Source organism: Actinomycetospora succinea, assembly GCF_004363095.1.
Classification (GTDB): Bacteria; Actinomycetota; Actinomycetes; order Mycobacteriales; family Pseudonocardiaceae; genus Actinomycetospora; species Actinomycetospora succinea.
This window is the reverse complement of the sequence record NZ_SNYO01000002.1, coordinates 261,549-287,554: the sequence shown is the minus strand read 5'-3', so window position 1 is coordinate 287,554 and position 26,006 is coordinate 261,549. Positions and strand designations below refer to the sequence as shown.

Annotated in this window: 28 protein-coding genes; 12 read left to right on the top strand and 16 right to left on the bottom strand. The window is 74.0% G+C overall.

The genetic code is table 11. The annotated features are described in order from the left end of the window. Nucleotides 1–30: 30 nt before the first annotated feature. Together EV188_RS07755 and EV188_RS07750 are read left to right on the top strand one after the other, a co-directional pair. Entirely contained in the window at nt 31–1,404 is a 1,374-nt protein-coding gene (locus EV188_RS07755; RefSeq protein WP_133825684.1) for a cryptochrome/photolyase family protein, read from the top strand. 75 nt (nt 1,405–1,479) lie between these two features. Then, the gene (locus tag EV188_RS07750) at nt 1,480–1,968 is read left to right on the top strand and encodes a hypothetical protein (protein WP_133825683.1); all 489 of its coding nucleotides are present in this window, start codon (nt 1,480–1,482) and stop codon (nt 1,966–1,968) included. Nucleotides 1,969–2,114: 146 nt separating this feature from the next. Here the strand turns inward: EV188_RS07750 and EV188_RS07745 are convergent, their stop codons facing one another. After that, on the bottom strand, nt 2,115–3,101 hold the full coding sequence (locus EV188_RS07745) for a glycine betaine ABC transporter substrate-binding protein (protein WP_133825682.1): 987 nt from the start codon (nt 3,099–3,101) through the stop codon (nt 2,115–2,117). Between the two features lie 101 nt (nt 3,102–3,202). On the opposite strand from EV188_RS07745, the gene EV188_RS07740 reads away from it, so the two are divergent. Then, nucleotides 3,203–4,138 carry a TauD/TfdA dioxygenase family protein gene (locus EV188_RS07740; protein ID WP_133825681.1) on the top strand — a complete coding sequence of 312 codons (936 nt, stop codon included), beginning with the start codon at nt 3,203–3,205 and terminating at the stop codon, nt 4,136–4,138. Nucleotides 4,139–4,147: 9 nt separating this feature from the next. Here the strand turns inward: EV188_RS07740 and EV188_RS07735 are convergent, their stop codons facing one another. Both EV188_RS07735 and EV188_RS07730 read right to left on the bottom strand, forming a co-directional pair. After that, nucleotides 4,148–5,341 (bottom strand): ABC transporter permease, encoded by a 1,194-nt coding sequence (locus tag EV188_RS07735; RefSeq protein ID WP_133825680.1) that lies wholly within the window; start codon nt 5,339–5,341, stop codon nt 4,148–4,150. Further along, a complete protein-coding gene (locus tag EV188_RS07730; protein ID WP_133825679.1) occupies nt 5,338–6,264 on the bottom strand; it encodes an ABC transporter ATP-binding protein in 927 nt (308 codons plus the stop codon). The genes EV188_RS07735 and EV188_RS07730 overlap by 4 nt, the downstream gene beginning before the upstream one ends. A gap of 161 nt (nt 6,265–6,425) precedes the next feature. Here EV188_RS07730 and EV188_RS07725 point away from each other — a divergent pair, with 161 nt between their 5' ends. Then, complete coding sequence (locus EV188_RS07725) at nt 6,426–6,707, top strand: hypothetical protein (protein ID WP_133825678.1); 282 nt, start codon at nt 6,426–6,428, stop codon at nt 6,705–6,707. On the opposite strand, the gene EV188_RS07720 is transcribed toward EV188_RS07725, so the two are convergent. The 5 genes from EV188_RS07720 to EV188_RS07700 form a co-directional block, all read right to left on the bottom strand. Beyond that, entirely contained in the window at nt 6,685–7,716 is a 1,032-nt protein-coding gene (locus tag EV188_RS07720; RefSeq protein WP_243741546.1) for a gamma-glutamylcyclotransferase family protein, read from the bottom strand. The two genes, EV188_RS07725 and EV188_RS07720, sit on opposite strands and share 23 nt — an antisense overlap. Nucleotides 7,717–7,788: 72 nt before the next feature. After that, nucleotides 7,789–8,433 (bottom strand): MBL fold metallo-hydrolase, encoded by a 645-nt coding sequence (locus EV188_RS07715; RefSeq protein WP_243741545.1) that lies wholly within the window; start codon nt 8,431–8,433, stop codon nt 7,789–7,791. Beyond that, a complete protein-coding gene (locus tag EV188_RS07710) occupies nt 8,430–9,518 on the bottom strand; it encodes an S-(hydroxymethyl)mycothiol dehydrogenase (protein ID WP_133825676.1) in 1,089 nt (362 codons plus the stop codon). The genes EV188_RS07715 and EV188_RS07710 overlap by 4 nt, the downstream gene beginning before the upstream one ends. Nucleotides 9,519–9,834: 316 nt before the next feature. Beyond that, complete coding sequence (locus EV188_RS07705) at nt 9,835–11,013, bottom strand: acetyl-CoA C-acetyltransferase (RefSeq protein ID WP_133825675.1); 1,179 nt, start codon at nt 11,011–11,013, stop codon at nt 9,835–9,837. Between the two features lie 165 nt (nt 11,014–11,178). Then, complete coding sequence (locus EV188_RS07700; protein WP_166659776.1) at nt 11,179–12,438, bottom strand: alpha/beta fold hydrolase; 1,260 nt, start codon at nt 12,436–12,438, stop codon at nt 11,179–11,181. A 242-nt stretch (nt 12,439–12,680) separates the two neighbouring features. Here EV188_RS07700 and EV188_RS07695 point away from each other — a divergent pair, with 242 nt between their 5' ends. Further along, nucleotides 12,681–13,409, top strand: a complete 729-nt coding sequence (locus EV188_RS07695) for a beta-ketoacyl-ACP reductase (protein WP_243741544.1) — start codon at nt 12,681–12,683, stop codon at nt 13,407–13,409. A 4-nt stretch (nt 13,410–13,413) separates the two neighbouring features. Here the strand turns inward: EV188_RS07695 and EV188_RS07690 are convergent, their stop codons facing one another. Beyond that, complete coding sequence (locus tag EV188_RS07690; protein ID WP_133825672.1) at nt 13,414–14,361, bottom strand: alpha/beta hydrolase; 948 nt, start codon at nt 14,359–14,361, stop codon at nt 13,414–13,416. Nucleotides 14,362–14,620: 259 nt separating this feature from the next. Here EV188_RS07690 and EV188_RS07685 point away from each other — a divergent pair, with 259 nt between their 5' ends. Continuing rightward, nucleotides 14,621–15,376, top strand: coding sequence for a lytic murein transglycosylase (locus EV188_RS07685; RefSeq protein WP_208114061.1), 756 nt, complete (start codon nt 14,621–14,623; stop codon nt 15,374–15,376). A 67-nt stretch (nt 15,377–15,443) separates the two neighbouring features. Here the strand turns inward: EV188_RS07685 and EV188_RS07680 are convergent, their stop codons facing one another. From EV188_RS07680 to EV188_RS07665, 4 genes are all read right to left on the bottom strand, one after another. Continuing rightward, nucleotides 15,444–15,803, bottom strand: coding sequence for a PRC-barrel domain-containing protein (locus tag EV188_RS07680; protein ID WP_133825671.1), 360 nt, complete (start codon nt 15,801–15,803; stop codon nt 15,444–15,446). A 21-nt stretch (nt 15,804–15,824) separates the two neighbouring features. Continuing rightward, a complete protein-coding gene (locus EV188_RS07675; protein WP_133825670.1) occupies nt 15,825–16,028 on the bottom strand; it encodes a three-helix bundle dimerization domain-containing protein in 204 nt (67 codons plus the stop codon). Between the two features lie 72 nt (nt 16,029–16,100). Beyond that, nucleotides 16,101–16,997: a glutamate racemase gene (locus EV188_RS07670; RefSeq protein ID WP_133825669.1), complete on the bottom strand. Its 897-nt coding sequence runs from the start codon at nt 16,995–16,997 to the stop codon at nt 16,101–16,103. Nucleotides 16,998–17,041: 44 nt separating this feature from the next. After that, a complete protein-coding gene (locus EV188_RS07665) occupies nt 17,042–18,139 on the bottom strand; it encodes an SDR family oxidoreductase (protein ID WP_133825668.1) in 1,098 nt (365 codons plus the stop codon). A gap of 198 nt (nt 18,140–18,337) precedes the next feature. On the opposite strand from EV188_RS07665, the gene EV188_RS07660 reads away from it, so the two are divergent. Then, a complete protein-coding gene (locus EV188_RS07660) occupies nt 18,338–19,705 on the top strand; it encodes an NAD(P)/FAD-dependent oxidoreductase (protein WP_133825667.1) in 1,368 nt (455 codons plus the stop codon). Between the two features lie 4 nt (nt 19,706–19,709). Then, on the top strand, nt 19,710–20,666 hold the full coding sequence (locus EV188_RS07655) for an alpha/beta fold hydrolase (RefSeq protein ID WP_133825666.1): 957 nt from the start codon (nt 19,710–19,712) through the stop codon (nt 20,664–20,666). On the opposite strand, the gene aroQ is transcribed toward EV188_RS07655, so the two are convergent. Beyond that, nucleotides 20,657–21,118, bottom strand: coding sequence for a type II 3-dehydroquinate dehydratase (gene aroQ, locus EV188_RS07650; protein WP_133825665.1), 462 nt, complete (start codon nt 21,116–21,118; stop codon nt 20,657–20,659). The two genes, EV188_RS07655 and aroQ, sit on opposite strands and share 10 nt — an antisense overlap. 124 nt (nt 21,119–21,242) lie before the next feature. Here aroQ and EV188_RS07645 point away from each other — a divergent pair, with 124 nt between their 5' ends. Further along, complete coding sequence (locus EV188_RS07645; RefSeq protein WP_133825664.1) at nt 21,243–21,851, top strand: response regulator transcription factor; 609 nt, start codon at nt 21,243–21,245, stop codon at nt 21,849–21,851. Nucleotides 21,852–21,976: 125 nt separating this feature from the next. Here the strand turns inward: EV188_RS07645 and EV188_RS07640 are convergent, their stop codons facing one another. Further along, nucleotides 21,977–22,201: a hypothetical protein gene (locus EV188_RS07640; protein ID WP_133825663.1), complete on the bottom strand. Its 225-nt coding sequence runs from the start codon at nt 22,199–22,201 to the stop codon at nt 21,977–21,979. Nucleotides 22,202–22,324: 123 nt separating this feature from the next. Between EV188_RS07640 and EV188_RS07635 the strand changes: the two genes are divergently transcribed. The 3 genes from EV188_RS07635 (at nt 22,325) to EV188_RS07625 (ending at nt 25,295) form a co-directional block, all read left to right on the top strand. Continuing rightward, the gene (locus tag EV188_RS07635; protein ID WP_424922920.1) at nt 22,325–23,455 is read left to right on the top strand and encodes a lipase family protein; all 1,131 of its coding nucleotides are present in this window, start codon (nt 22,325–22,327) and stop codon (nt 23,453–23,455) included. Continuing rightward, nucleotides 23,448–24,221, top strand: a complete 774-nt coding sequence (locus tag EV188_RS07630) for an HpcH/HpaI aldolase family protein (RefSeq protein WP_133825661.1) — start codon at nt 23,448–23,450, stop codon at nt 24,219–24,221. Before EV188_RS07635 ends, EV188_RS07630 begins: the two co-directional genes overlap by 8 nt. A gap of 75 nt (nt 24,222–24,296) precedes the next feature. After that, nucleotides 24,297–25,295: a helix-turn-helix transcriptional regulator gene (locus EV188_RS07625; RefSeq protein ID WP_133825660.1), complete on the top strand. Its 999-nt coding sequence runs from the start codon at nt 24,297–24,299 to the stop codon at nt 25,293–25,295. On the opposite strand, the gene EV188_RS07620 is transcribed toward EV188_RS07625, so the two are convergent. Further along, entirely contained in the window at nt 25,256–25,984 is a 729-nt protein-coding gene (locus tag EV188_RS07620; protein ID WP_133825659.1) for a VIT1/CCC1 transporter family protein, read from the bottom strand. The genes EV188_RS07625 and EV188_RS07620 overlap by 40 nt on opposite strands. Between the last annotated feature and the right edge of the window lie 22 nt (nt 25,985–26,006).

The window sequence follows — 26,006 nt, the reverse complement described above, 5'->3', positions numbered from 1 at the left end:
AGGCGCGGCGCGCCGGGGTAGTCGGAACCCATGAGCGACGAGCGGGAGGACACCGCGATCGTCTGGTTCCGCCGCGACCTGCGGGTCCACGACCAGCCGATCTTCCTCGAGGCCGCGGCGCGGGCGAAGCGGTCGCTCGCGGTGTTCGTGCTGGATCCCCGGCTGCTCGAGCCGTCGGGGAAGGCGCGGCGGACGTTCCTGTTCCGCAGCCTGCGGGACCTCGATGAGTCCCTCGGCGGACGGCTGCTCGTCGTGAAGGGCGACCCCGCCGAGGCGATCCCGAAGCTCGCGCGGGCCGTGGGGGCGGGCAGCGTGCACGTGGCCGCCGACTTCGGCCCCTACGGCCGCGAGCGCGACGAGGCCGTCGAGAAGGCCCTCGACGGCGTCGAGCTCGTCCGCACCGGGTCGCCGTACGCCGTGGCGCCCGGACGGATCACCAAGTCCGACGGCGAGCCCTACAAGGTCTACACGCCGTTCAGCCGCGCGTGGACCCAGCACGGCTGGCGGGAGCCCGCCGACACCGACGCCTCGACCGTCGACTGGATGGACCCGGGGGAGAAGGACGGCGGCCCGCGGAAGGTGAAGATTCCCGACGACGAGGCCCCCGAGGCCGAGCTGCCCGCCGCCGGCGAGCAGGCCGCCCGCGACCAGTGGGCGGCGTTCGTCGACGAGCACCTCACCGACTACGACGACCTGCGCAACCGCCCCGACCGGCCGGCGACCTCGCGGATGTCGGTCTATCTCAAGTACGGCGTCGTGCACCCGCGCACGCTGCTCGCCGACCTCGGCGGCGAGGGCAAGGGCCCGACGTCCTTCCGCAACGAGATCTGCTTCCGCGACTTCTACGCCAGCGTGCTGTGGTTCTTCCCGCGCTCGGCGCGCGAGAACTTCGACACCAAGTTCGACCGGATCACGCTCGACTCCGGAGAGTCGGCGGACGAGAAGTTCCAGGCGTGGCAGGAGGGCCGCACCGGCTTCCCCGCCATCGACGCGGCGATGCGCCAGCTGCGCGGCGAGGCGTGGATGCACAACCGCATGCGCATGGCCGTGGCGTCGTTCCTCGTCAAGGACCTGCACCTGCCGTGGTGGCGCGGCGCGCGGCACTTCATGGAGCTGCTCGTCGACGGCGACCTCCCCTCCAACCAGCACGGCTGGCAGTGGGCCGCCGGCACGGGAACCGACGCCGCCCCGTACTTCCGCGTCTTCAACCCCGTGACCCAGGGGGAGCGCTTCGACCCCCAGGGCGACTACGTGCGCCGCTGGGTGCCCGAGCTGGCGGACGTGGAGGGGAAGAAGGTCCACCAGCCCTGGAAGCTCAACGAGCCGCCGGCGGACTACCCCGCCCCGATCGTCGACCACAAGGCGGAACGCCAGGAGGCGCTCGAGCGCTTCAACGCGCTCTGAGCGCCACGCCGGACACGTCCGGGTGATTCACGGAAGACCGGCTCACGCGGCCCGGTGCTCTCGCGAGATCTCCTCGTGCCGACCGATCGCAGGGTGCTCATCGCCGTCCTCGGGCTGCTGACCGCGGCCGTCTTCGCGGCGTCCGTCGCGGTGACCCTGAGCATGCGGGAGGCGACGGCCGTCCCCTCCCCGGCCGCGGCACCGGCTCCGCTGCCGGCGGCGACGACTCCGGCGTCGCCGGTCGTCGCCACGAGCACCCCGTCGACGACGCGGTCGACGACGACCACGGCGTCGCGGCGGACCACGACGAGCCGGACGGCCGTGTCGGCGGCCGAGTGCGACCGGATCGCGATGCGGTCCGACGTGTCGAACGCCGAGCTCCGCCCGTACCTGAGGTCGATCGGCTGCGACGACGCCGCCGACGGACTCCTGGTCGGCAGCGCGGACGGCGGCTCCGCCGCCACCGAGGACCCGGGCGAGTTCGCGCTCGCGGCGTGTACCGAGCAGACCGGCATGACCCGCGCCGAGTGCATCGCCGACTCCGCGGCGGGCAACGCGAACTGACCCGAGTGGGCCGCGAGGGTCTGGCATCGCGTCGGGTCCGCGCCGTGCCGGCCCACTCGGCACCGCGCGCGAACGACCGAAGGGCCCCTTCGCTCGGATAGATCGAGCGAAGGAGCCCTTCGGTCAGTCCAGGAGACGGTCGAGGGTCAGCCGATGAAGCCCTGCTGCTGCAGGAACTCGTTCGCGACCTGACCGGCGTCGCGGCCCTGCGACGAGATCTGCCCGTTGAGCTGGAGCATCACGTCGTCGGTGAGGCGCGGCGAGATCTGGTCGAAGACCTGGACGACGGCCGGGTTCCGGTCGACGACGTTCTTGCGGATCGTGTTCGACGCGTTGTACTTCGGGAAGAAGTTCTTGTCGTCGGCCAGCGACACGAGGTTCAGCGCCGGGATGCGGCCGTCGGTGGTGAACACCTCGCCGAACTTGCAGGGGTTGCCGTTGGCCGTGGCCTGGTAGATCGCGCCGGTGTCCAGCACGGTCAGCGCCGGCGGGGCGTCGTAGGGGACCGTCACGCCGTAGGTCTTCAGCAGGTTCGGCAGGCCGTCGTTGCGGCTGGCGAACTCGGCCTCGACGCAGGTCGTGGCCTGCGGGTTGCCGCTGTTGATGAAGTTGGCCCAGTCGGTGGTGGTGCGCAGGTTGTTCGCATCGGCGAAGGCCCGCGTCGTGGCGATCGCGTAGGTGTTGTTGAACGGCGTGGGGTTGGTCCACACGATCTGGTTGCGCTGCAGGTCCTGGTCGCGCACGGCGACGTACTGCTGCTGGGAGTCGGGGATCGGCGTGGTGTTGCCGAGGTTCGTGATCCACCCGGTGCCGGTGTACGACCAGCCCATGTCGATCTCGCCCGACAGCAGGGCCTGGCGGGCGGCGGCCGAGCCGGTGATGTTGCACCGGTCGTTGACGGCCGCGCCGACGGACTGCAGCGCGGCGACGCTCATCTTGCAGAGCAGCAGCTGCTCGTCGAACTCCTGGCCACCGACCGTGTAGGTCTGGCCGGCGAGGTTGATACCGCTGGCGGCGAGGCTGCCGCCCTGGGCCTGGGGCTGACCGGAGCCGGAGAGGCCGCCGCAGCCGGCGAGGACGAACGCGAGCACGGCGATGGTCGCGCCGACCACCCGCCCTGAACGTGTGAGCATCGCGGGATCGTTGCACCACCGGGAGGTAAAGGCGAGAGGGGAAACGATCTCGGCCACATTGCGTTGACCGGACCCCTGCGCCAAGCTGAGCGTGGTCGATCGTGACCAGCGTCCTCGACCCGCGGACCGACCGACCCACCAGCACCCCCGCCGTCGACCTCCTCGAGGGGCGCCGCGTCCTGCGCCGGACGGCGGGCGACGGGCCGGAGCGCTGTCCGGACACCGCGTTCGAGCTGACCCCGGTGGGCGCGACCCTCGGTGCGGAGATCCGCGGTGTCGACCTCGCCGCGACCGACGCGGCGCAGCGCGCCGAGATCCACCGCGCGCTCCTGGAGTGGAAGGTCCTGTTCTTCCCCGGCCAGGACCGTCTCGATCCCGGCGGTCAGCGCGACCTCGCCCGCCACTGGGGTGAGCTGGAGACCAACCCGCTGCTCGAGCAGGGCGACGACCCCGCCACCGTGCGCTTCACCAAGGGCGGCGACGGGCCGCAGACCTACGAGAACATCTGGCACGCCGACACGACCTTCCGGCCGAACCCGGCGATGGGCGCGATGCTGCGCATGATCGAGACCCCGCCGGCGGGCGGCGACACGATCTGGGCCGACATGGCCGCGGCGTACGACAACCTCACCCCGGACGTCCTCGCGCGGATCGACGACGCCCGCGCGGTGCACGACATGGTCCCGGGGTTCGCCCGCTTCCTCGAGCCCGCGAAGCTCGAGCGGCTGCAGGACGTGTTCCCGCCCGTGAGCCACCCCGTGGTGCGCACGCACCCCGAGACCGGCCGGCGCACGCTCTACGTCAACGGCGCCTTCACCACGCGCATCGAGGGCCTGGAGCAGGCGGAGTCCGACGCCCTGCTGCGCCACCTGTTCGCCCAGGCCCACGTGCCCGAGTACCAGGTCCGGTACCGGTGGGCGCCGGGCACGGTGGCGTTTTGGGACAACCGCGCGACCCAGCACTACGCGGTCGGCGACTACCACCCGCACCGCCGTGTCGCCGAGCGCGTGGCGATCGCCGGGGACCGCCCCCACTGACCCGCGCGTTCAGCCCCGGGAACGCCCCAGCGCCTCGCGCAGCGACACGCGGGCGCCGGTGCGCAGCACCGAGTTCGCGTAGATGCGCCCGCCCAGGGCGAGCACGCCGGCCGTGAACGCGATCGTCAGCACGAGCGCGAGCACGATCTGCCCCGCCGGTGCGACGCCGAGCGCGATCCGGGCCGGCATGAACAGCGGGCTGAACGGCGGCAGCAGCGAGAGGACGGTGATCGGGGTGCCGCGCTGGTCGTAGGTGAGCAGGTTGAAGCCGACGACGAACCCGAGCAGCACGGTGATCGTCACCGGCGAGAGCACGCTCTGGGTGTCCTCCTGCCGCGAGACCAGCGACCCGGCCGCGGCGAACACCGTCGCGTAGAGCGCGAACCCGAGCAGGTACCAGACCACGACCCACACGAGCGTCGACACGAGCCCCGCCGCGGTCACGAGGATGCCCGCCGCGCCCGCGACGGCCAGGCCCGCGCCCCCGAGGACGACGAGCTGCAGCAGGCCGACCGCGCCGAGGCCGAGCACCTTGCCGAGCAGCAGCTGCCACGGCCGCACCGACGACAGCACGATCTCGACGACCCGGCTCGCCTTCTCCTCGACGACGCCCTGGGCGACCATCGCGCCGTAGGTCTGGATGGAGAAGAACAGCAGGAACGCCCCGGCGAGCCCGAGGCCCAGCCGCTGGCCCGCCTGCGGGTCCGGCGGCTCGGCGGCCACGATGACCGGCCCGGACTCGGCCACCGCCGCGTCGAGCGCCGCCGGGTCGACCCCGCGCGCGACCAGGAAGCCGTCGCGGGCCACCGACGACGTGGCGTCGACGATCACCCGCTCGGTCTGGGCGTCGGGCTCGGACTCGACGTAGACCCGCGGGCGCGCCGGCTCCCCGCCGATCAGGGCGTCGAGGTCCCCGGCGCGCACGGCGGCCTCGCCCGTCGCGACGTCGGGCTGGGGGACGACGGTGAGCTCGAGGCCCTCGGTCGGCGCCGCCCGCTCGAGCGGGCCGGTGAGCGCGATGGCCGGGCCGGTGACGCCGACCCGCGCGGTGTCGTCGCCGGACGCGATCGTCGCGATCACCGCCGCGTACACGCCGAGCAGCACCAGCACCACGACGGTGCCGACGACGAACGCGCGTCCCCGGACCCGCGACGCGAACTCCCGCCGCGCGATGAGCAGGACGGGGCGCAGGGTGCCGGTCACGCGGCGACCTCGGCCTGGCTCTCGGCGACGGCGTCCCGGTAGATCTCGGCGAGCGTCGGGCGGCGGCGCCGGAACTCGTGCACCGGCCCGGTGCGCCGCGCGGCGTCGAGCACCGCGCCGAGGGTCGCCTCCAGATCGGTGTGCGGGGCGTCGGCGAGCGTCAGCACCGTCCCGCCGTCGGCGGCCCGCGCCCGGGCGACGCCGGGCACCCCGTCGGCCCACCCCGCCGGCGCCTGCGGGGCGTCGACGAGGACCTCGACGGCCGAGGCGTCGCGCAGCTCCGCCACCGCGCCCTCGGCGACGAGACGGCCGGCCCGCACGATGCCGACGCGGTCGCAGAGGCGCTCGACGAGCTCGAGCTGGTGCGACGAGAAGACCACGGGCGCGCCGGCGTCGCGGCGCTCGCGCAGGACCTCGCTCATGACGTCGACGGCCATCGGGTCGAGGCCCGAGAACGGCTCGTCGAGCACCAGGACGTCCGGCTCGGCGACGAGCGCGGCGGCGAGCTGGACACGCTGCTGGTTGCCGAGGCTCAGTCGCTGGACCTCGTCACCCCGGCGCTCGGTGAGCCCGAGGCGCTCGGTCCAGCGGTCGGCGGCCTCGCGGGCCTGAGCGGCGCTGCGCCCACGGAGCTCGGCGAGGTAGCGCAGCTGGGTGCCGACGGCCATGCGCGGGTAGAGCCCGCGCTCCTCGGGCATGTAGCCGATCCGGCGCCGCGACGCCGCGTCGAGCGCCCTCCCACCCAGCCGGACCTCGCCGGCGTCGGCGGCGAGCACGCCGAGCGCGATCCGCATGGTCGTCGTCTTGCCCGCCCCGTTGGCGCCGACGAACCCGTACAGCTCGCCCGGGCGCACCGTGAAGCTCATGCCGTCCAGGGCGACCGTGGACCCGAACCGTTTGGAGATCCCGTCGATCTCGAGCATCGCTCCCCGTTCTCCGAGACGGTGATCAGGATGTCGGAGCGCCGCCGACGGCGTCCACCGGGGACCGGAACCGCATCGTGACCTCGATGGACGTAACGAGAGGTGGTGGCCGGGGCGACGTCCGGAGGAGACTGGAGATCCACCGAGTCGGGGGTCGTGGCGTGCGGGTGCTCGTGGTGTCGGCGGTGACGGTGATCCTCCTGATGGGCGCCGTGCCGCTCGCCGTGCCGGGGGTGCCGCGGCTGCACGGCATCCCGCAGCTCGTGGCCCTGGGCGTGCTCGTGCTGGCGGGGGTCGCGCTCGTCGTCGGCCTGGCGCTGCTCGCCCTCGGCCGGCACGTCCGACGCCGCGCCGAGCAGCCCGTCGAGCCGCCGGTCGCGGTCCCCGTCTCCCCGGTGACGCCGGCACCGTCCCTCTACGTCAGCGTCCGGACCCGCTCGTAGGCGGCCACGCCGCGGTCAGCGGCGCGCCGCGCACCGGGCCCCGCCAGGTCCAGACCCACGTCGGCAGCGGCCCGTCGGCGGTGTGCGCGACGGCGCGCTGGCGGACGTAGTCGGGGCCCTCGTACTCGTCGAGCAGGGGCAGGGCGCCGGGTGGGTCGGCGAGCCTCAGCACCGCACCCCGCGCCCGACCCGGACCGCCGCGGACCAGCGCCGGGTAGCCCCGGCCGGTGTCGTGCACCCGCCCGCGCAGCCAGGCCTCGCGGGGCTCGCCGGTGACGTGCGGGGCCATCAGCGACCACGCGCTCCGGCCGGGCAGCAGGGTGCCGTAGACGAACACGCGGTCCGGCCACGCCGCGGGGTCGGGGGTGCCGTGCTCGACCGTCACCGCGTCCGGGGTCGGTGGCGCCGGCGACCCGACGAGGTCCCGCGCGGCGGCCTGGTCGAGCGCGGTGACCGGCACCGGGGCGCCGTCGACGAGCAGCGGCGCCCGGACGGGATCGCCGGCCCAGTACGTCCAGACACCGTCGAGCTGCGCGCCGTCCTCGGTGACGACGCGGACACCTCGGGTCGAGCTCCGCTCCGCTCCGTCTCCCGCCGCGCGCAGGCGCACCAGGTCGTAGCGCTCGCCGCGCCCCTCGCAGCGATCGAGCACGGCGACCTGGTCCGGCGTCGCCATCCACACCGCGTGGGTCTCGACCGCGCCGGGCGCGACCGCGAGGGTCGCCGGCCGCGCCCCGTCGCGCGCCCGCAGCCCGGCCGCCCAGACGGCCGCGAGCCCCTCGACGCGCGCCCGCAGGACGACGACCGGCCCGGCGAGCCCGAGGTGCTCGCGCAGCCACGTGAGCTTGCCGGGGCAGCGGTTGGACCCGAAGGCGAGCACCGGCACCCGGGCGGTCATCGGCGCCGCCCCGTGTCCGGCGAGCCACCGGTCGAGGTCGTCACCGTCGACGGTCCAGCCGGCGGCGTCGTCGGAGGGCTCGAGGCGGTGGCTCGTCGCGTCGAGGTGCACGAACGAGAAACCCGGCGCGACCCCGGGATAGGGGTCGGCCGGGTACTCGTCGTCCGGGTAGCTGCTCAGTTGCTAGTAGCCCCGCTCGCGGTACTCCTCGAGACGCGCGGCCTCGTCGCCGACCTTCGTCGTGTCACCGTGACCGGTGCGCACGATCGTGTCGCCGGGCAGCGAGAAGACCTTGTCGGCCAGCTGCTCGATCAGCACGTTGAAGTCGGAGTACGACGGCCCCGTGGCACCGGGACCCCCGTTGAACAGGGTGTCGCCGGAGAACAGCGTGCCGATGTCGGGCGCGTAGAACACCGTCGACCCGGGGGAGTGCCCCGGCGTGTGGATCGCCCGCAGGTCGATCCCGGCGATCGTGAAGGTCTCGCCGTCGAGGATCTCGCCGTCCGGCTCGCGGTCCGGGTAGGTCATGTTCCAGACCACCCGGTCGTCGGGGTTGAGCAGGATCGGGGCGTCGAAGGCGGCCGCGATCGCCGGTGCGGCGTTGACGTGGTCGTTGTGCGAGTGCGTGCACAGGATGGCCACGACGTTGCGGTCACCGACCGCCTTCTTGATCGCCTCGGCGTCGTGCGGGGCGTCCAGCAGGACGACCTCGGACGAGTCGCCGATGATCCAGACGTTGTTGTCGACGTCGAACGAGTTGCCGTCGATCTCGAACTTGCCGGACGTCGTGAGGTGCTCGACGCCCTCGCCGATCTTCTCGGCGCTCACAGGATCACCACCGAACGCAGCACGTCACCGTGATGCATCTTCTCGAAGGACTGCTCGACGTCGTCGAGCGAGATCCGCTCCGTCACGAACTTGTCGAGCGGGAAACGGCCCTGCAGGGCCAGGTCGACCAGCATGGGGAAGTCGCGGCTGGGCAGGCAGTCGCCGTACCAGGACGCCCGCAGCGACCCGCCGTGGGAGAAGAACGGCTGGAAGTCGGCCTCGAGCTTCATGTCCGGCGACGGCACGCCGACCAGGACGAGGCGGCCGGCGAGGTCGCGGGCCTCGAAGGCCTGCTTCCACGTGGCCGGGATGCCCACCGCGTCGACGACGACGTCGGCGCCGAAGCCGTCGGTGAGGTCGCGGATGCCCTGCACCGGGTCGGTGTTCTTGGCGTTGATCGTGTGGGTGGCGCCGAAGCCCTTGGCCCACTCGAGCTTCCGGTCCTCGGTGTCGACGGCGATGATCGTCGTGGCGCCGGCCAGCGCCGCGCCCGCGATGGCCGCGTCGCCCACGCCGCCGCAGCCGATGACGGCCACGGTCTCGCCGCGCTTCACCTCACCGGTGTTGATCGCCGCACCCGCGCCGGCCATGATCCCGCAGCCGATGAGCCCGGCCTGCGCCGGATCGATGTCCGGGTTGACCTTCGTGCACTGCCCGGAGTGCACCAGCGTCTTCTCGGCGAACGCCCCGATGCCCAGCGCGGGCTTGAGCTCCTCGCCGGTGTCCTTGAGCGTCATCGCCTGCGCGGCGTTGTGGGTGTCGAAGCACAGGTGGTGCTTGCCCTTGCGGCACGCGCGACAGACCCCGCAGACGGCGCGCCAGTTGAGGATGACGTAGTCGCCGACCTCGAGGCCCGTGACGCCCTCGCCGAGCGCCTCCACGACGCCCGCGGCCTCGTGGCCGAGCAGGAACGGGTAGGCGTCCTCGATGTTGCCCTCGCGGTAGTGCAGGTCGGTGTGGCAGACCCCGCAGGCCTGGACCTTCACCACGGCCTCGCCCGGACCCGGGTCGGGGATGACGATCGTCTCGACCGTCACCGGCTTGCCCTTCTCCCGGGACACGACGCCCCGGACCTCCTGCGGCATGTGCTGGCCTCCGTGTCTTGAGGGTGTGCTCCCGGTCACCTGTGCCCGGACGACCACCTTGGCATGCGCACCCGAGCATGGTCACCCGCCGTGGGCATGGTCATGCGAGATCACCGCGGACGGGGCCGCGCCCGGTTCCTCCCACCCGACGCGGCCCCGTGCCTGGTTCGACGCACGCGGCGTCGCGACGGTTCCACCCCGGACGCGACGGCGCGGCGGCCACCCGGAGGTGACCGCCGCGCCGCTCGTGATCGTGGTGGATTTCCTGACGTCCAGCGCCAGCGTGGCCGCCACGCTGATACGCCGGTGGGTCCGATCAGACGTGCAGGACCAGCGCGGAGCCCTGGCCGCCACCGCCGCAGAGGCCGGCCGCGCCGACGCCGCCGCCGCGGCGACGGAGCTCGTGCGCGAGGTGCACCGCGATGCGGGCGCCGCTGGCACCCACGGGGTGGCCGAGGGCGATGGCGCCGCCGTCGGGGTTCACGCGCTCCGGGTCGACGCCCAGCTCGGTGGTCGACTGCAGCGCGACGGCCGCGAACGCCTCGTTGATCTCGAGCATCTCGAGGTCCTTGGCGTCGATGCCCTCGCGCTTGAGGGCCTTGAAGATCGCGTTCGACGGCTGCGAGAGCAGCGAGTTGTCCGGGCCGGCGACCCAGCCGTGGTGGCCGATGCGCGCGAGGACCTCGAGCCCGAGCTCCTTGGCCTTCGTCTCCGACATGATCACGGCGGCCGCGGCGCCGTCGGAGATCTGCGACGAGGAGCCCGCAGTGATCGCGCCCTCCTTGTCGAACGCCGGGCGCAGCTTGCCCAGGCCCTCGGCGGTGGTGTCGCCGCGCACGCCCTCGTCCTCGGTGACGACGATCGGGTCGCCCTTGCGCTGCGGGATCGTCACCGGCGCGATCTCGGCGTCGAACCGGCCGTTCTTCGCGGCGTCGGCGGCGCGCTGGTGCGAGGCGGCGGAGAACTCGTCCATCGCCTCGCGCGACAGGCCGATCGACTTCGAGAAGCGCTCGGTCGAGGCGCCCATCGACTCGTGGTCGTAGACGTCGGTCAGCGCGTCGTACTCGGTGGCGTCGACGACGGTGCCCGCGCCGTACTTGTAGCCCCGGCGGGCCTTCGGCAGCAGGTAGGGACCCTCGGTCATCGACTCCATGCCGCCGGCCACGACGACGTCGTACTCACCGGCCTGGATCATCTGGTCGGCCAGCGCGATGGCGTCGAGGCCCGACAGGCAGACCTTGTTGAGTGTGAAGGACGGCGTCGACATCGGCAGGCCCGCGTCGGTGCCCGCCTTGCGGGCCGGGTTCTGCCCCGCACCGGCCTGGATGACCTGGCCCATGATCAGGTACTCGACCTGCTCCGGCGACACGTTGGCCTGCTCGAGGGCCTTCTGGATCGCCACCGAGCCCAGCGTCTGGACGGGCAGCCCGGCGTAGGCACCGGAGAGCTTGCCGATCGGGGTGCGGGCGCCGGAGACGATGACGGAGCCGGGCATGGTGGTCCTCCTGGTCGCGGGATGAGCCGTGAGACTGGGGCCACCGTGCCGGTGGCCAGCAGCGGGGGCGACTGCGGTGCGCAGTGCCGGATGTTCGGAAAGTACCCGGGGTGACGGGGCAATACCCAGGGTTGGGCGCGCCCCGTCACCGTCCTGCTCGATCGGTCAAGCGCTGCGGCGACCACCGTGCGGGCGAGAGTGCTCGGCCACCGCGGTCATGAGCGGCGGCCACTCGTGGCGCAGGGCCTGGTTGCCCATGAACAGGCCGAGGTGCCCGCCGGGAGCGGTGCGCTTCGTGACCTGGTCGGCCGGGGTCGACACGTGCTCGGCGGCGGCGAAGACCTGCACCGGCGGCGTGATGTGGTCGGTCGCGCCGCCCAGCAGGAACAGCGGGCACGCGATGTTGCGCATGTCGACGCGCTCCCCGTCGACCTCGAGCTCACCGTTGATCAGCTCGTTGCCGGCGAAGAGGTGCTCGACCAGCCACAGGTAGAACGTGCCGGGCACGTCCTGGGTGTGCTTGAACCAGTCCTCGAACGCCTCGTAGCGCGCGATCGCGCCGGGGTCGTCGAGGTTGCGCAGCAGGTCGACGTGCTTGGCGATCTCGGCCTCGGGACGGATCGCGATGAACCCGCCGAGCACGAAGGCGCCCGGCATGTTCCCGCCGCCCGCGGCGACCATCGCGCGGTAGGGCAGCTGCCCGAAGCGCTGGGTCATCACCCGCGAGGAGGCGCCGATGGGGGTCTCGCCGGCGTGGAAGTCGATCGGCGCGCCGGCCAGGGTCAGCGTGTTGACCTTGTCCGGGTGGATCGCCGCGTAGATCGTGGCGAGCCATCCGCCCTGGCAGTCGCCGACCAGGTTGACCCGGCCACCGCAGTGCTCGACGGCCCGGTCGACCACGGCGATGTAGTCGGAGATCGTCGTGCCCGAGGTCGCGCGGGTGGCGCCGACCCAGTCGAGCGTGAACGCGCGGGTCAGCCCGCACTCGCGCAGCACCATCATCTGCGACTGGCGCGGCTGGAAGTCGACGATGCACGAGTCGTGCCCGGCCTGGGGCGGCAGCACGAGCGTCGGGACGACGTCGTCGGTCGAGCCCTGCGAGAAGTCCCGCAGGCGCGCGATCGGCGTCTCGAAGACGATCTCTTGGTCGTTGTGCCACTGCGGGCGCCGGCGCGTCATCACGTGGCGCCACCAGCGCTGGGCGTCGCGGGTGTTGCGGCCCGGCGTCGTCGACTGCTCGAAGGCGCGACGCAGCACGTAGCCCGCGCCCTTGGTCAGCTCGGCGGCGCCGCGGACGGCGGCCGTGGCGTGGTAGCCGCGCAGGTAGGCGGCCGGATCGGGTGAGGGCGCCTCGGTCTGCACCGCGGTGGGGTCGCGGTCCAGGGGCTGGTCGGTCTCGACGTGCTCGTCGGCGGGGGCCGTCATGGCACACCTCCTCGCGCCCGGTCCGGGCGCTCGCTCGCACCCGGCGTTGGGTGCTGCGTGGACCGTACGTTCTGCTTGAGATGTTTCGCAACGGCCACCTACCCACGAGTAGGGGACGCCCTGGCCTTCCGGTCGCCCCAGAACCGGACTTCGATGGGCCACCGAGTCGTGTGGCGCGGGCCACCGTCCGGGTACAGGGCAACGCGACAGGACCATCGAGCGAGGGAGCACGCATGGGAGACATGACCGGACAGGTGGCCCTGGTGACGGGCGGCGCCCGCGGGATCGGGCGCGCGATCAGCACACGGCTCGCCAAGCGCGGGATGAAGGTCGGCGTCGGCTACTCGTCGGACCCGACCTCGGCCGAGAACCTCCAGGCCGAGTTCCCCGACCAGATCACCATCCACCAGGGCAACATCGGCGAGCGCGGCGACTGCGAGCGCGTGTTCGACGAGGTCGTGAGGGCGCACGGACGGGTCGACGTCCTGGTCAACAACGCCGGCATCACGGCGGACAAGATGGTGGCCAAGATGGAGGTCGACGACTGGGACCGCGTGGTCCAGGTCAACCTCTCGGGCACGTTCTACATGGCCCAGCTGGCGTATCTGCAGATGGCCGAGCGCGGCAGCGGGCGCATCGTGAACATCAGCTCGGTGATCGGCGAGGCGGGCAACGCCGGCCAGGTCAACTACGCCGCGACGAAGTCCGGTCTGTTCGGCATGACGATGTCGATGGCCCAGGAGGGCGCGCGCAAGGGCGTCACCGTCAACTGCGTCGCGCCCGGCTACATCGAGACCGACATGGTCGCCGCGGTGCCGGAGAAGGCGATCGAGAAGATCGTCTCGGGCATCCCGATGAAGCGCCTCGGCCAGCCCGACGAGGTCGCGCGCGTCGTGGAGTTCCTCGCCGACCCGGAGTCGGAGTACATCACCGGGCAGGTCTACTCGGTCAACGGCGGCCTGCACATGTAGGTGGTCAGGCGAACCGTGCCGTGAGCTCGGCGCAGACGTCGTCGAGCGCGGTCGCCGACGCCCGGCACACGCCGGGGAACGACAGGAAGCCGTGCACCGCCCGGGGGTGGTCGGTGTGCCGGACCGGCACGCCGGCCTCCTCGAGGCGGCACGCGTAGTCGACGCCGTCGTCGTGCAGCGGGTCGACGCCTGCGGTCACGATCAGCGCCGGCGGCAGGTCGCCGACGTCGGGCGCGAGCAGCGGCGAGCACAGCGGGTCCGAGGCGTCGCCGTCCTCGCCGAGGTAGTGCGTGCGGAACACGTCCATGTCCGCGCGGGTGAGCACCGGCCCGCCCGCGAAGCGCTCGATCGACGCGCGCTCGAAGGTCAGGTCGAGCACGGGGTAGAGCAGGACCTGGGAGTCGATCACCGGCCCGGACTCGCGGGCGAGCAGGCAGACCACCGCCGCGAGGTTGCCGCCGGCGCTGTCGCCCATGACGGCGAGGCGGTCGGGGCGCGCGCCGAGCGTCGCGGCCTCGCGCGCCACCCAGCTCACCGCGGCGTAGCCGTCCTCGCGGCCGGCGGGGTAGGGATGCTCGGGGGCCAGGCGGTAGTCGACCGACACCACGAGCGCACCGACCCGCGACGCGACGTGCGCGCACAGCCAGTCGGACTGGTCGAGGTTGCCCAGCGTGCCGCCGCCGCCGTGGAAGTTGACGACGATCGGCAGCGCGCGGGCCGTGTGCGGGCGGTAGAGCCGTACCGGGCGCGGGCCGACGTCGGTGTGGGCGATGCGGTCGGTGACGAACACCCCGCGCGGCATCGGGCCGAACACCCGGGACGTGACGACGTTGTGACTGAGGCGCCGGGCGCGCGCCCGGGTGATCTCCTCGGGGCCCATGCGGCTGACCGCCACGGCTCCCGAGACGTCGGCGAACCACGTGAACATGCGCAGCCGGACGTCGATGTCCATGGCGCCTCCTCCCCGCGACCCCGCTCCGCCGGCCCTCCCTGCCCGGCGGAGGCCGACAGATTGCCTGATCGACCGCGCCCGGACCTCCTACGAACGGACTACCGATCGGGGGCAGTCGGTGACCGGCGCGCGCGGCACGGGGACGAGCGGGTGACACGCGTGTCGCGTCGACGACACGTCGTGTCCCTCCGGCGGGCGGTTGCTCCGGTCGCCCGGCGCCCCACCGGACGCCGACGGCGCCTTCCGTAGCGTCGGGGCGGTGAGCACGCCGCCGATCGAGCACGACCGCAGCGAGGCCCAGCGGCTCGAGAACCTGCTCGCCGCGGCCGTCGTCCTCGTGCTGCTCCTCGGCGCCGGGATCGCGGGCGTCGTGGCCGTCAGCCGCCGCGGTCCCGACGCCCTGCCGGCCTACGCCCAGCCCGCCGCGGCGCCGGTGCCCGCCGACGCCGCCGCACGCACCACCTGGGCCCGCGACGCCGCCGGCCCGACGGGCGTCCCGGAGCGCGCGCTCGTCGCCTACGCCGGCGCCGAGGCGGCCGCCCGCGGCGAGCTCGCCGACTGCGGCCTGTCGTGGGTGACGCTCGCGGGTCTCGGGCGCGTCGAGTCGAACCACGGCCGCTTCGGCGACACCGCCCTCGACGACGCCGGGCGCCCGGTCGACCCGATCCGCGGCCCCGAGCTGGACGGCACCAACGGCAACCGCGAGATCCGGGACACCGACGGCGGGCGACTCGACGGCGACACCACCTACGACCGCGCCGTCGGCCCGCTGCAGTTCATCCCCACCACGTGGGCGCAGTACGGCGCTGACGGGGACGGCGACGGCGTGGACGACCCCGACGACCTCGACGACGCCGCCCTGGCCGCCGCGCGCTACCTGTGCGCCGACGACCGCGACCTGCGCCGCGGCGACGACTGGCGCGCCGCCGTGCTCGCCTACAACCGCTCGCAGGCCTACGTCGACCGGGTGCGCCGCGAGGCCGTGGGCGCGGCGACGGCCCTCGACCGACCATGATCGCGGTCTCGGTGACGAAAACCCTCGGATCTGCGTGGCTTCGTCACCGAGACACCGATCATGGAGGTCATCGGCGCGCGAGACGCCGCTCGCCGAGCGACCCCGTCTGGTACGCCAGCCCGTAGTGCGCGAAGACGCCCGGCTCGGCCTCGGCGTGCAGCTCGCCGTCCGGGTCGATCCCCGGCGCCTCGCGGACGAGGTCGCGGGCGAACGCGACCTTGAGGTGGTCCGGGGTGACGACGGCGCCCTTGAGCGGCGCGAACACCAGGTGCGTCTTCCCGAACAGCGAGGACAGCTTGACCGTCACGAACACGGGCTCGTCGCCGAGGGTGTCGACGTAGACGGCCTCGAGCGTGCCGATCTTCGAGTCCTCGACGTCGACGACGGGGCGGCCGCGCCAGTCGCGGATGTTCTCGGCGGGGATCACGCCGAGAAGCCTAGGGGGTCGTCACAGCGCCAGGGCGTTGCGGACCGACCGCTCGACGAGGATCGGGAGGAAGGCGCGGACGCGGGCGCCGGCGAGACGCTCGCGGGCGTCGGCGACGAGGTGGTGCACGTGCTCGGCGGGCACGCCCTCGGCGGTCCAGCGGTCGACCAGGCGGGCCTCGGTGTCGGCGAGAACGTCCGGGGTGGTGCCGACCGGGGTGCTCATGCGGTGAGTCGACCACCACGCAAGCGCTTGCGCACCAGGATGATCAGAGGCTCACACCCCCGATCGAGAAGGTCACACCCGGGACGACGGGTCGAGCTCCGCTCCGCTCCGTCTCCCGGGCAACGCCGGCTGTTCCGCGGTGTCCGGGTCCGTCCCGCGCCCGGACTCGTCGGTCGCCGGGAGCTCGGCGCGCGCGATCCGCCCGCCGCGGGCCAGCGCGCGGCCGATCGGGTAGGTCAGCGCGGCCGCCGGCAGCGGTCCCTCGTCGCCGCCGAGGTGCACGCGGACCTCGGCCGGCTCGGCCGCCGGGTCCTCGGGGATGCCCAGGCGGCGCAGGGCCTGCCCGGCGACGGCGCGCGAGCTGTCGTGCAGGCCGGTGCCCGGCGGGAGCGCGGCGAGGATGTCGTCGACGACCAGCGGGTAGTGCGTGCAGCCCAGCACCACCGACCGGGCGCGGGCCGGGGTGCGCGCCGCGGCGAGGGCGACCGCGTCGCGGACGGCCGCGGCGTCGGCGTGCTCGACGGCCGTGGCGAGGCCCGGGCAGGCGACCGCGTCGGCCTGTCCGGGCGCGGCGAACTGCTCGAGCAGGTCGGCCTGGTACGCGCTCGCGGTGGTGCGCTCGGTGGCCCACACCGCGAAGGGCAGCCCGGTGGCGCCGGCGGGCTTCACCGCGGGCACCGTCGCGACCACGGGCCGCTCGGGCTCGACGGCCGCCCGCAGCGGCACGACCGCCGTCACCGAGGCGGTGTTGCACGGCACCACGATCGCGTCGGCGCCGCGGGCGACCGCGCGGCGGCCGGTGCCGACGACCCGGTCGACGATCCACTCCGAGGGCTTCGAGCCCCAGGGCATGCCCTCGGGGTCGAGGTAGAGGTCGAGCGCGAGGTCGGGGCGCAGGTGACGCAGCCACCCGGCGGTGGGCAGCAGGCCGCACCCGGAGTCGATGAGGGCGACGCGCTGTCCGACCATCGACGCCGAGTCTAGGACCACGGCGATCTCACACCCCCCAGCCCTCAGACCATCGCCGCGCTGCCGACGTCCGGGTGCTCGCGGTGGAAGGCCACCATCGCGCCGACGTGCTCGGTGAACGGCGGGCAGCGCACGCCGACCTCGTCGAGCAGCGCGGTGCTGGCGGTGACGTCGTAGACGGTCGGGTGGGTGAGGTAGTCCAGCGTCGACGAGGGCAGCTTGAACAGCGCCGACACCCCGGGCAGGCGGTCGATCGCGAACCGCGACAGCGTCGTCGACACCGGGACCACGCGCAGCTTCTTGTCGGTGTGCGCCGCGAACGCCCGGCACATCTCCAGCACCGAGGGCGGGTGCGGGGCGGCGAGCGCGACCGTGCGGCCCTCCGCCGCGGGGTGCGGCGCCAGCGCGGCGATGGCGTCGACGACGAAGTCGCTCGGCACGAGGTTGAACTGCACGCGGGCCGGGTTGCCGGGCAGCGGCATCATCGCGATCCGTCCCTGGCGGGCGATGAGCTGCAGGGCGTAGTAGGGCCCGTCGTACTTCTGGGTCTCGCCGGTGCGGCTGTCGCCGACCACGACCGACGGCCGGTAGATCGTCACCGGCAGGCCCGCCTCGCGCGCCTTCGCGACGATCCGCTCGGCCTCGTGCTTGGTGTGCTCGTAGTGGTTCGAGAACGTCTGCCCGAGCTCGAGGTCGTCCTCGGCGAAGATGCCGTCGTAGCGCCCGGAGACGTAGCAGGTGCTGACGTACTGCAGCCGGACGAGCTCGGCGGCGCCCTGGGCGAAGTCGACGACGTGGCGCGTGCCGTCGACGTTGACCGACCACGCGAGGTCGGCGGGCACGGACAGGTCGTACACCGCGGCGAGGTGGAAGATCTCGAGTGGGCCCTCGCGCAGCGCGACGGCCTCCTCGGCGTCGAGACCCAGGCCCGGCACGGTGATGTCGCCGACGACGAGGCGGGTGCGCCCGGCGATCTCCGGCTCGGCGGCCTCGAGGCGGTCCAGGGTCTGCCGGGCCCGGTCGAGCCAGCGCTCCTGGACCAGGGCCACGGCGGCGGCGTCGGGGGAGCGCCGCAGCGTCCGGGGCAGCAGCGCGCTGCCGAGGAAACCGGGAAAGCCGGTGAACAGCACGGTCGTCGGCATGCGGTCTCCTCGATGTCCCCCGTACCCCTTGGCGGGCAGGAGACCATGGACCACCGCGATCCCGCCGGGTGACCCGGGACGACGGTGTCTGTGAGAGGGGTCATGGGCCCGGTCGTGTCGACACGGAAAGGTGTGGCGAACCCCCGACCCGGGGCAGAACTTCGCGGAAGGTACGCGCAGCAGGGAGGACATGCTCAGATGAGCGCGCAGCGCATCGTGGTGGTCGGCGCCGGGTTCGCCGGCTTGAAGGCCGTCCAGCGCCTCGAGAGCGAGCTCAAGGGTGAGCTGGCCCGCGGCGAGGTGGAGATCGTGGTGGTCAACCCCCACGACTACATGCTCTACCTCCCCCTGCTGCCCCAGGTGGCGGCCGGGGTGATCACCGCCCAGTCGGTCACCGTGCCGCTGCCGCGGGCCATCAAGCGGGCGCAGCGCCTGCCCGGCCAGGTGGTGGGGCTCGACCTGGAGCGCAAGGTCGCGGTCGTCCGCAAGATCGACGAGGCCGTCGTCGACCTGCCCTACGACCGGCTGGTCATCACGGCGGGCAGCGTCACCCGCCAGTTCGACATCCCCGGGCTCGAGGAGCACGGCCTGGGCATGAAGAACCTCGGCGAGGCCGCGTACCTGCGCGACCACGTCCTCTCCCAGCTCGAGCTGGCCAACGCGTCGACCGACCCCGAGGAGCGCGCGGCCCGCTGCAGCTTCGTCGTGGTCGGCGGCGGCTACGCCGGCACCGAGACCGCGGCGTCGCTCGAGCTGCTCACCGACGCCGCGATGAAGCGCTTCCCGCGCCTGGACCCGACGCTCGTGAAGTGGACGCTGATCGACATCGCGCCGCGGCTCATGCCCGAGCTGGGGCAGCGTCTCGGCGAGGAGGCCCTCGACCTGCTGCGCCGCCGCGGCATCGGCGTCCGCCTCGAGACCGGGGTGGAGCAGGTCACGGCGGACAGCGTCACGCTCACCGACGGCAGCGTTATCCCCACCCGGACGCTGGTGTGGACCGCGGGCGTCACCGCGAGCCCGCTGGTCAAGACCCTCAACGTGGAGCTGGTCCGCGGCCGGGTGAAGGCGACCACGGACCTGCGCCTCGACGGGTACGACGACGTCTTCGTGCTCGGCGACGCCGCCGCCGTCCCCGACCTCACCGCGGACCCGCCCGGGTCGGCGGTCTGCCCGCCCACCGCGCAGCACGCGGTCCGCCAGGCGGTGATCGCGGCCGAGAACGTCGTCGCCTCGCTGCGCGGGCAGCCGCTGCGCGAGTACAAGCACCACGACCTGGGCCTCGTCGTCGACCTCGGCGGCACCCAGGCGGTGGCGCACCCGCTCAAGCTGCGGCTCACGGGCGTCGTCGCCCAGGTCGTCACCCGGGCCTACCACCTCTACGCGCTGCCGCTGACCCGCACGCGCGCCCGCGTCGTCTTCAACTGGATCCTCCACCTGTTCGGCGGCGACGACTTCGTGCGCATCGGCTTCCTGCACGGGCGCAAGAGCGAGACCTCGTCGTTCGAGGAGACGCGCGACTACCTCTCCGAGGAGGAGATGAAGAAGCGCGCCGCAGCGGCATCCTGACCGGGTGACCCAGCGCGACGAGGAGGAGGACGGCGGGTACGTCGAGGACGTGCTCGCCGGTGACGGCACGCGGCTGCGGCGCTGGGACAACGGCGCCGCGGGCGTGCCGGTCGTCCTCTCCAACGGTCTGGGCGCGAGCGCGACCGCGTGGCCGTTCCTGCACGGCGAGCACTGCGGCTACCACGCGACCACCTGGTACCACCGCGGTCTCGGCGGGTCGGCCCGCCCGGCCGACGAGTCCCACATCCGCGTCGGCGACCACGCCGACGACCTGATCGCCACCCTGGACGCCGCCGGCATGGACCGCGCGGTGGTCGTGGGCTGGTCGGTGGGCGTGGCGGTCGCGATCGAGGCGGCGCGGCGCGCCCCCGACCGCGTGGCCGGCCTGCTCGCCCTCGGCGGCGTGGCGACGGGCGTGTTCCGGGTGCTGCCGGCGTTCCCGGGCGCCATCCCGGGCGTCGGGGTCCCCGAGGGCGTGCACCGGCGCGCCGCCCAGCTCGGCGGCTGGCTGCTGCGCGTGGTCGGCCCGCCGATCTCCGGGGTGATCGACCTGCTGCCGCGCGGCATGGACGCGAGCCGCGAGGCCCTCGAGCGCGCCGGCATGGACGCGGCGTCCCTCGACCCGACCGGCGCCGCCGCCCCGATGATCACGCTCGCCGAGGTGGCCCGGCAGTTCGCCCGGCACGACTGGACCTGGTTCTCGCGGATGGTGCTGGCCGCGGCCGACCACGAGGCGCCGGACGACGCCGTCCTGCGCACGCTGACGATGCCCGTGACGGTCGTGGCCGGCGACTACGACACCCTCGCCCCGCCCGCCGACATGGCCGCGCTGGCGTCCGTGCTGCCCGACGCCCGGCTGGTGCGCCTGCCGGGGTCGCACTTCCTGCCCCTGCAGTTCCGGGAGGCCCTCGCCGGGGAGCTGGCGGCGCTGGCCGGGCGTGCGGGCCTCGCTCAGGCCTGACGCACGAGCCGCTCGGCGAGGAAACGCAGCGCGAGGTCGTAGCCCGTCACCCCGGCCCCGGCGATCACGGCCGTGGCCACCGGTGACACGTACGAGTGCGAGCGGAACGACTCCCTGGCGTGGACGTTCGACAGGTGCACCTCGACCACGGGGACGGGCAGTGCGGCCAGCGCGTCGCGCAGGGCCACGGACGTGTGCGTGTAGCCGCCCGGATTGATGATCAACCCGCCGTGGTCGGTCATCGCCTCGTGCACCCAGTCGATGAGCACGCCCTCGTGGTTGCTCTGGCGGGCGTCGACCTCGAGGCCGAGGTCGGCGGCGGTGCGCCGGGCACGATCCTCCAGGTCGGCGAGGGTGTCGTGCCCGTAGATGTCGGGCTCGCGGCGGCCCAGGAGATCCAGGTTGGGGCCGTTGACGACCAGTACGCGGCGGGGGTTGCTGCGCCACTCCATCGGGGGTTCCTAACCACGTGGTTGTCATTCGGGGGTCAAGCGGACGGGTGGGACGGCCGATGAGGGGAGCAGCGCCCACTGAAACATCGGCCCGGGCGGTCTCCCCATCTCGGACGGAGTCTGTATGAGGACGGTTCTGATCTGCGACGACCGGCGCAGTGTCCGCGAAGGACTGACGCGCGTCATGTCCGCGGTGCCCGGCGTCCAGCGCATCGACTGCGTGTCCACCGCGGACGAGCTGCTCACCCGCTACGCCCGCCAGAGCGCGGACGTCGTGTTCGTCGGCACCCAGCGCGCGGTCGCCTCCGGCGCCGAGGCGACCCGGCGCCTCATGGCCGCGCACCCGCAGGCCAACGTCATGGTCTTCGGTGCCCCCGACGACGGCGGCAGCATCGCCGCCGCGATCGCCGGCGGCGCCCGCGGCTACCTGCGCTGGGACGCCTCGCGCCCCGAGCTCGTCGCCGCGCTCGCCCACTCGGCCGTCGGCGCCGAGGCCGGCTCGATGCCCATGCAGCGCTCCGCGTCGCCGGGCGCGGGCGTCAACCTCACCGAGCGCGAGATGCAGGTCCTGCGCGGGATGAGCCAGGGCAAGAGCAACGGCCAGATCGGGCGCGAGCTCTACCTGTCCGAGGACACGGTGAAGACCCACGCCCGCCGGCTGTTCCGCAAGCTCTCGGCGGCCGACCGCGCCCAGGCGGTGGCCCAGGGCTTCCGCTGCGGTCTGGTCTCCTGATCGGACACCGCCCGCGCCCGTCCTGCCGAGTCGGAGGCGGCGGGACTCCGCGCGAGGGGGAAAGTCCCGGGTTACTGGCTGGTATCACTCGCTGAGCGAGCGATACCAGCCAGTAACCCGCGGGATCAGGGGCCGACGACCGTGCGGATGCTGTCGTCGCGCAGCTCGGTGCGGGTGCGCCGGTGCGCACCGAAGCGGTGGCGGATGCCGTCGGGGCCGGAGAGCCAGCCCTGGTAGGCGTCGAGCGCGTACTCGAGGCGCTCGCCGGCCTCGTCGCGCACGGTGATCGTGTAGGCGGTGTCGCGATCGAAGCTGAAACGGGGCGCGGAGGTGCGCGTCGGAGCGGCCATCACCCTCGATCGTACGGCCACGGATCACCGACCCGGTTCCCTCGGACGGAGCAGTCCCTGAGAAGGTGACCGAGGTCTCGGCGCTCCCCGGTCCCGAGCCTTCAGGAGGCTCGGGTGCGGTCGGTGCTGGTGATCCTGGTCGGTCTGCTCGCCGGCGGTCTGCTCGTCGGCCCCGCGTCCGCCGACGAGACGGCGGGCGGTGATCCCGGCGACGTGGTGAGCGCGGTGCCGCTCCCGGCGCCGCTGCCCGGGCGGGCCACGCGCGTGCTCTACCGCAGCACCGACACCGCGGGCCGGCCGAACACCGTCAGCGGCACGGTGATCGTGCCCCTGGCCCCGCCGCCCGGGCCGTTGCGGCTGGTCTCCTACGCCGCGGGCACCCAGGGCCTCGCGGACCGCTGCGCGCCGTCGCGGCAGTTCGCCGCGGGCACCGAGTACGAGGCCCCGTTCGTCTCGACGCTGCTGACCGCGGGCTTCGCGGTCGCCGTCACCGACTACGAGGGCCTCGGCACCCCCGGCGAGCACACCTACGTCAACCGGGCGGCCACGGCGCACGCCGTGCTCGACATGGCGCGAGCGGCGCAGGCCCTCGACGTCGGCGTCCCCGCGGACGGCCCGGTCGCCCTGGCCGGCTACTCCCAGGGCGGCGGCGCCTCGGCGGCCGCCGCGGAGCTCGCGCCGTCCTACGCCCCCGAGCTCGACCTCGTCGGCGCCTACGCCGGCGCGGTGCCTGCGGACCTCGCGGCGGTGGCCGCGTTCCTCGACGGAAAGCCCGGCGCCGGGCTCCTGGCGTACGCCGTCAACGGGTTCCGGGCGGCCTACCCGGACCTGCCGGTCGACGAGGTGCTGAACGACCGCGGCCGGGCGATCCTCGCCGAGACCCGCGACCAGTGCACCGGCGACACCGTGGCGCGCTACCCCGGCACCCGCACCGCGACCCTGACCCGCGACGGCCGCCCGCTGACCGACTACCTCGACGAGGAGCCGTTCCGCACCCGCGTGGAGGAGCAGCGGATCGGCGCGCGCACCCCGGAGGCGCCCGTGCTGATCGTGCACAGCGTCGCCGACGACATCGTCCCGTTCGACCAGGACCGCGAGCTCGTCGAGCGGTGGTGCGCGCGTGGTGCGACCGTGCAGTTCGTGCCCACGCCCGTGCCCACCCACGTCGGCGGGGCCGTCCCCGGGTTCGCCGCCGCGGTCCCGTTCCTCGAGGGCCGGTTCGCCGGCCGGGAGGCGGTGTCGACCTGTGACTGACCCTCTGTCCGACACGGTCCGGGCGGCCTGGACCGCGGGACGCGCCGCCCGCAACGGCTGGCTGACCGTGCCCGACCCGCACCTCGTCGAGGTCGTCGCGGCCCACGCCGCCGGTCACGGGCTGCTCGACGCCCTCACCCTCGACCTGCAGCACGGCCTGTTCGACCGCGCCCGCAGCGCCGACGCCGTCCGCGCGATCGCCGCCCACGGGCTCACCCCGCTCGTGCGGCTGCCCGCCGTCGACGAGTCGATCATCGGGTTCGTGCTCGACCTCGGGGTCCGCGGGGTGATCGCGCCGATGGTGTCCGACGCCGCCACCGCCGCCGAGCTCGTCGCCGCGTGCCGCTACCCGCCCGACGGCCGCCGCTCGTTCGGGCCGGTCCGCACGGCCCTGCGCCCCGGCGACGACCCGGTCGCCGTCGCGGACTCGGTGCTGGCCTTCGCGATGATCGAGACGGCCGGCGCGCTGGACCGGGCCGCGGAGATCGCCGCCGTGCCGGGGCTGGACGGGCTCTTCGTCGGGCCGGGGGACCTCGGCGTGGCCCTCGGGATCGGGCCGGCGCAGAACCGCGAGGAGCCCGCGATCCACGACGCCTTCGCCCGCGTCCTCGCGGCCTGCGCGGCGTCCGGGACGCGCGCCGCGGTGCACGCGACGGACCCGGCGTACGCGGCGGCCCGCGCGGCCGACGGGTTCGCGCTGGTCACGGCGTGGTCGGACGTGCCGGCGATCCTCGGCAGCATGGACGGGGTGCGGGCGGCGTTCTAGTCGGGAGACGCAGCGGAGCTCGACCCGTCAGATCGGCGGACAGCTCCTGTCCGCCACCCACGGCACACTGAGCCCGTGCTCGAGACCTCCGCCCGCCTCCTGCGGCTGCTGTCGCTCCTGCAGGCCCGTCCGGAGTGGACCGGCCCGGAGCTCGCCGAGCGGATGGGCGTCACCACCCGCACCGTGCGCCGCGACGTCGACAAGCTGCGCGGCCTCGACTACCCCGTCGAGGTCGACTTCGGTCCGGGCGGTGGCTACCGCCTCGGCGCCGGGGCCGCGCTGCCGCCGCTGCTGCTCGACGACGACGAGGCCGTGGCGGTCGCGGTGACCCTGCGGACGGCGGCGGGGACCGGGGTGGCGGGCACGGGGGAGACCGCGCTGGCGGCGCTGGTGAAGCTCGAGCGGATCCTGCCCGCGCGCCTGCGCCACCGGATCGCGGCGATGCCGGTGGCGATCGTGGCGCCCCGCGTCGCCCCGTCGGTCGACCCCGCGGTGCTCGCGGCGGTCGGCGGCGCCTGCCGCGACCGGCGGGTCCTCGAGATCGACTACACCGCGCGCGACGGCACGCCCACCCGCCGGCGCATCGAGCCGATCCACCTCGTGGCCTGGGGCCGGCGCTGGTACCTGGTGGCGTGGGACCGCGACCGCGAGGACTGGCGCACCCTGCGCGTCGACCGCATGACCCCGCGGCTCGCGCCCGACGGCCTGCCCACCGGGCCGCGCTTCACCCCGCGCGAGATCCCGGGCGGCGACCCGGCGGCGTTCGTCTCCGACCGCGTCGCGGACGTCCGGCCGTTCCGCTGCGTCGTGCGGGTGGAGGCCCCGGCCGCGCAGGTCCGCGCCACGATCTGGACCGACCAGGTCCGCGTCGAGGAGCGGGGTCCGGACGCCTGTCGCGTGATGCTGTCCACCGACGACGCCCGGTCCGCGGCGCTGATCCTCACCGGGCTGGACGCCGACTTCACGGTGGAGTCCCCGGATGCCCTTGTCGAGGAGTTCCGCCGCGTCGCGGCGAGGTTCACGCAGGCGGTGTCTCAGCCGACCGCGCCGCCGATCAGCCAGCCGATCCCGTAGGTCACGGCGAGCCCCAGGGCGCCGCCGACCACCACGCGCAGCACGGCCCGGCGCGGGGTCGCGCCGCCGAGGCGGGCGCTGATCCACCCGGCGAGCCCGAGGGCCAGGAGCACCACCGCGACGGTGACGGGGACCCGCCAGGTCGTCGGGGTCGCGAGGATCGCGATCAGGGGGAGCAGCGCGCCCGAGACGAACGAGACCGCCGACGCGCCGGCCGCCCGCCACGGGCTCGTGAGCTCCTCGGGGTCGAGGTGCAGCTCGGCGTCGACGTGCGCGGCGAGCGCGTCGTGCTCGGTGAGCTCGACGGCCACCCGCTGGGCGGTCTCGCGCGAGAGCCCCTTCTCCTCGTAGAGCTCGGTCAGCTCCTCGAGCTCCTCGCGCGGGGCCTCGCGCAGCTCGCGGCGCTCCTTGGCGAGCTGGGCCCGCTCGGAGTCGCGCTGGCTGGACACCGACACGTACTCGCCGAGCGCCATCGACACGGCGCCGGCGACGAGGCCCGCGACGCCGGCGGTGGCGATCGGCGCGCGCTCGGCGGTCGCGCCGGCCACGCCGACGACGATGCCGGCGGTCGAGACGATCCCGTCGTTGGCGCCGAGCACCCCGGCGCGCAGCCAGTTCAGGCGCTGGGACAGCTCACCGCCGTGCGGCTCGGGGTGGACGCCGCCCTCGGTGCTCACGGCTTCGGACATGCCTCCAGGCTCCCACGAAGAC

Excerpts from the sequence above, each read along its gene's own strand:
- EV188_RS07755 (WP_133825684.1), top strand. The coding sequence starts at position 31 with ATGAGCGACGAGCGGGAGGACACCGCGATCGTCTGGTTCCGCCGCGAC.
- EV188_RS07745 (WP_133825682.1), bottom strand. The coding sequence starts at position 3,101 with ATGCTCACACGTTCAGGGCGGGTGGTCGGCGCGACCATCGCCGTGCTC.
- EV188_RS07730 (WP_133825679.1), bottom strand. The coding sequence starts at position 6,264 with ATGCTCGAGATCGACGGGATCTCCAAACGGTTCGGGTCCACGGTCGCC.
- EV188_RS07710 (WP_133825676.1), bottom strand. The coding sequence starts at position 9,518 with ATGCCGCAGGAGGTCCGGGGCGTCGTGTCCCGGGAGAAGGGCAAGCCG.
- EV188_RS07705 (WP_133825675.1), bottom strand. The coding sequence starts at position 11,013 with ATGCCCGGCTCCGTCATCGTCTCCGGCGCCCGCACCCCGATCGGCAAG.
- EV188_RS07700 (WP_166659776.1), bottom strand. The coding sequence starts at position 12,438 with ATGACGGCCCCCGCCGACGAGCACGTCGAGACCGACCAGCCCCTGGAC.
- EV188_RS07695 (WP_243741544.1), top strand. The coding sequence starts at position 12,681 with ATGACCGGACAGGTGGCCCTGGTGACGGGCGGCGCCCGCGGGATCGGG.
- EV188_RS07690 (WP_133825672.1), bottom strand. The coding sequence starts at position 14,361 with ATGGACATCGACGTCCGGCTGCGCATGTTCACGTGGTTCGCCGACGTC.
- EV188_RS07675 (WP_133825670.1), bottom strand. The coding sequence starts at position 16,028 with ATGAGCACCCCGGTCGGCACCACCCCGGACGTTCTCGCCGACACCGAG.
- EV188_RS07670 (WP_133825669.1), bottom strand. The coding sequence starts at position 16,997 with ATGGTCGGACAGCGCGTCGCCCTCATCGACTCCGGGTGCGGCCTGCTG.
- EV188_RS07665 (WP_133825668.1), bottom strand. The coding sequence starts at position 18,139 with ATGCCGACGACCGTGCTGTTCACCGGCTTTCCCGGTTTCCTCGGCAGC.
- EV188_RS07660 (WP_133825667.1), top strand. The coding sequence starts at position 18,338 with ATGAGCGCGCAGCGCATCGTGGTGGTCGGCGCCGGGTTCGCCGGCTTG.
- aroQ (WP_133825665.1), bottom strand. The coding sequence starts at position 21,118 with ATGGAGTGGCGCAGCAACCCCCGCCGCGTACTGGTCGTCAACGGCCCC.
- EV188_RS07645 (WP_133825664.1), top strand. The coding sequence starts at position 21,243 with ATGAGGACGGTTCTGATCTGCGACGACCGGCGCAGTGTCCGCGAAGGA.
- EV188_RS07640 (WP_133825663.1), bottom strand. The coding sequence starts at position 22,201 with ATGGCCGCTCCGACGCGCACCTCCGCGCCCCGTTTCAGCTTCGATCGC.
- EV188_RS07620 (WP_133825659.1), bottom strand. The coding sequence starts at position 25,984 with ATGTCCGAAGCCGTGAGCACCGAGGGCGGCGTCCACCCCGAGCCGCAC.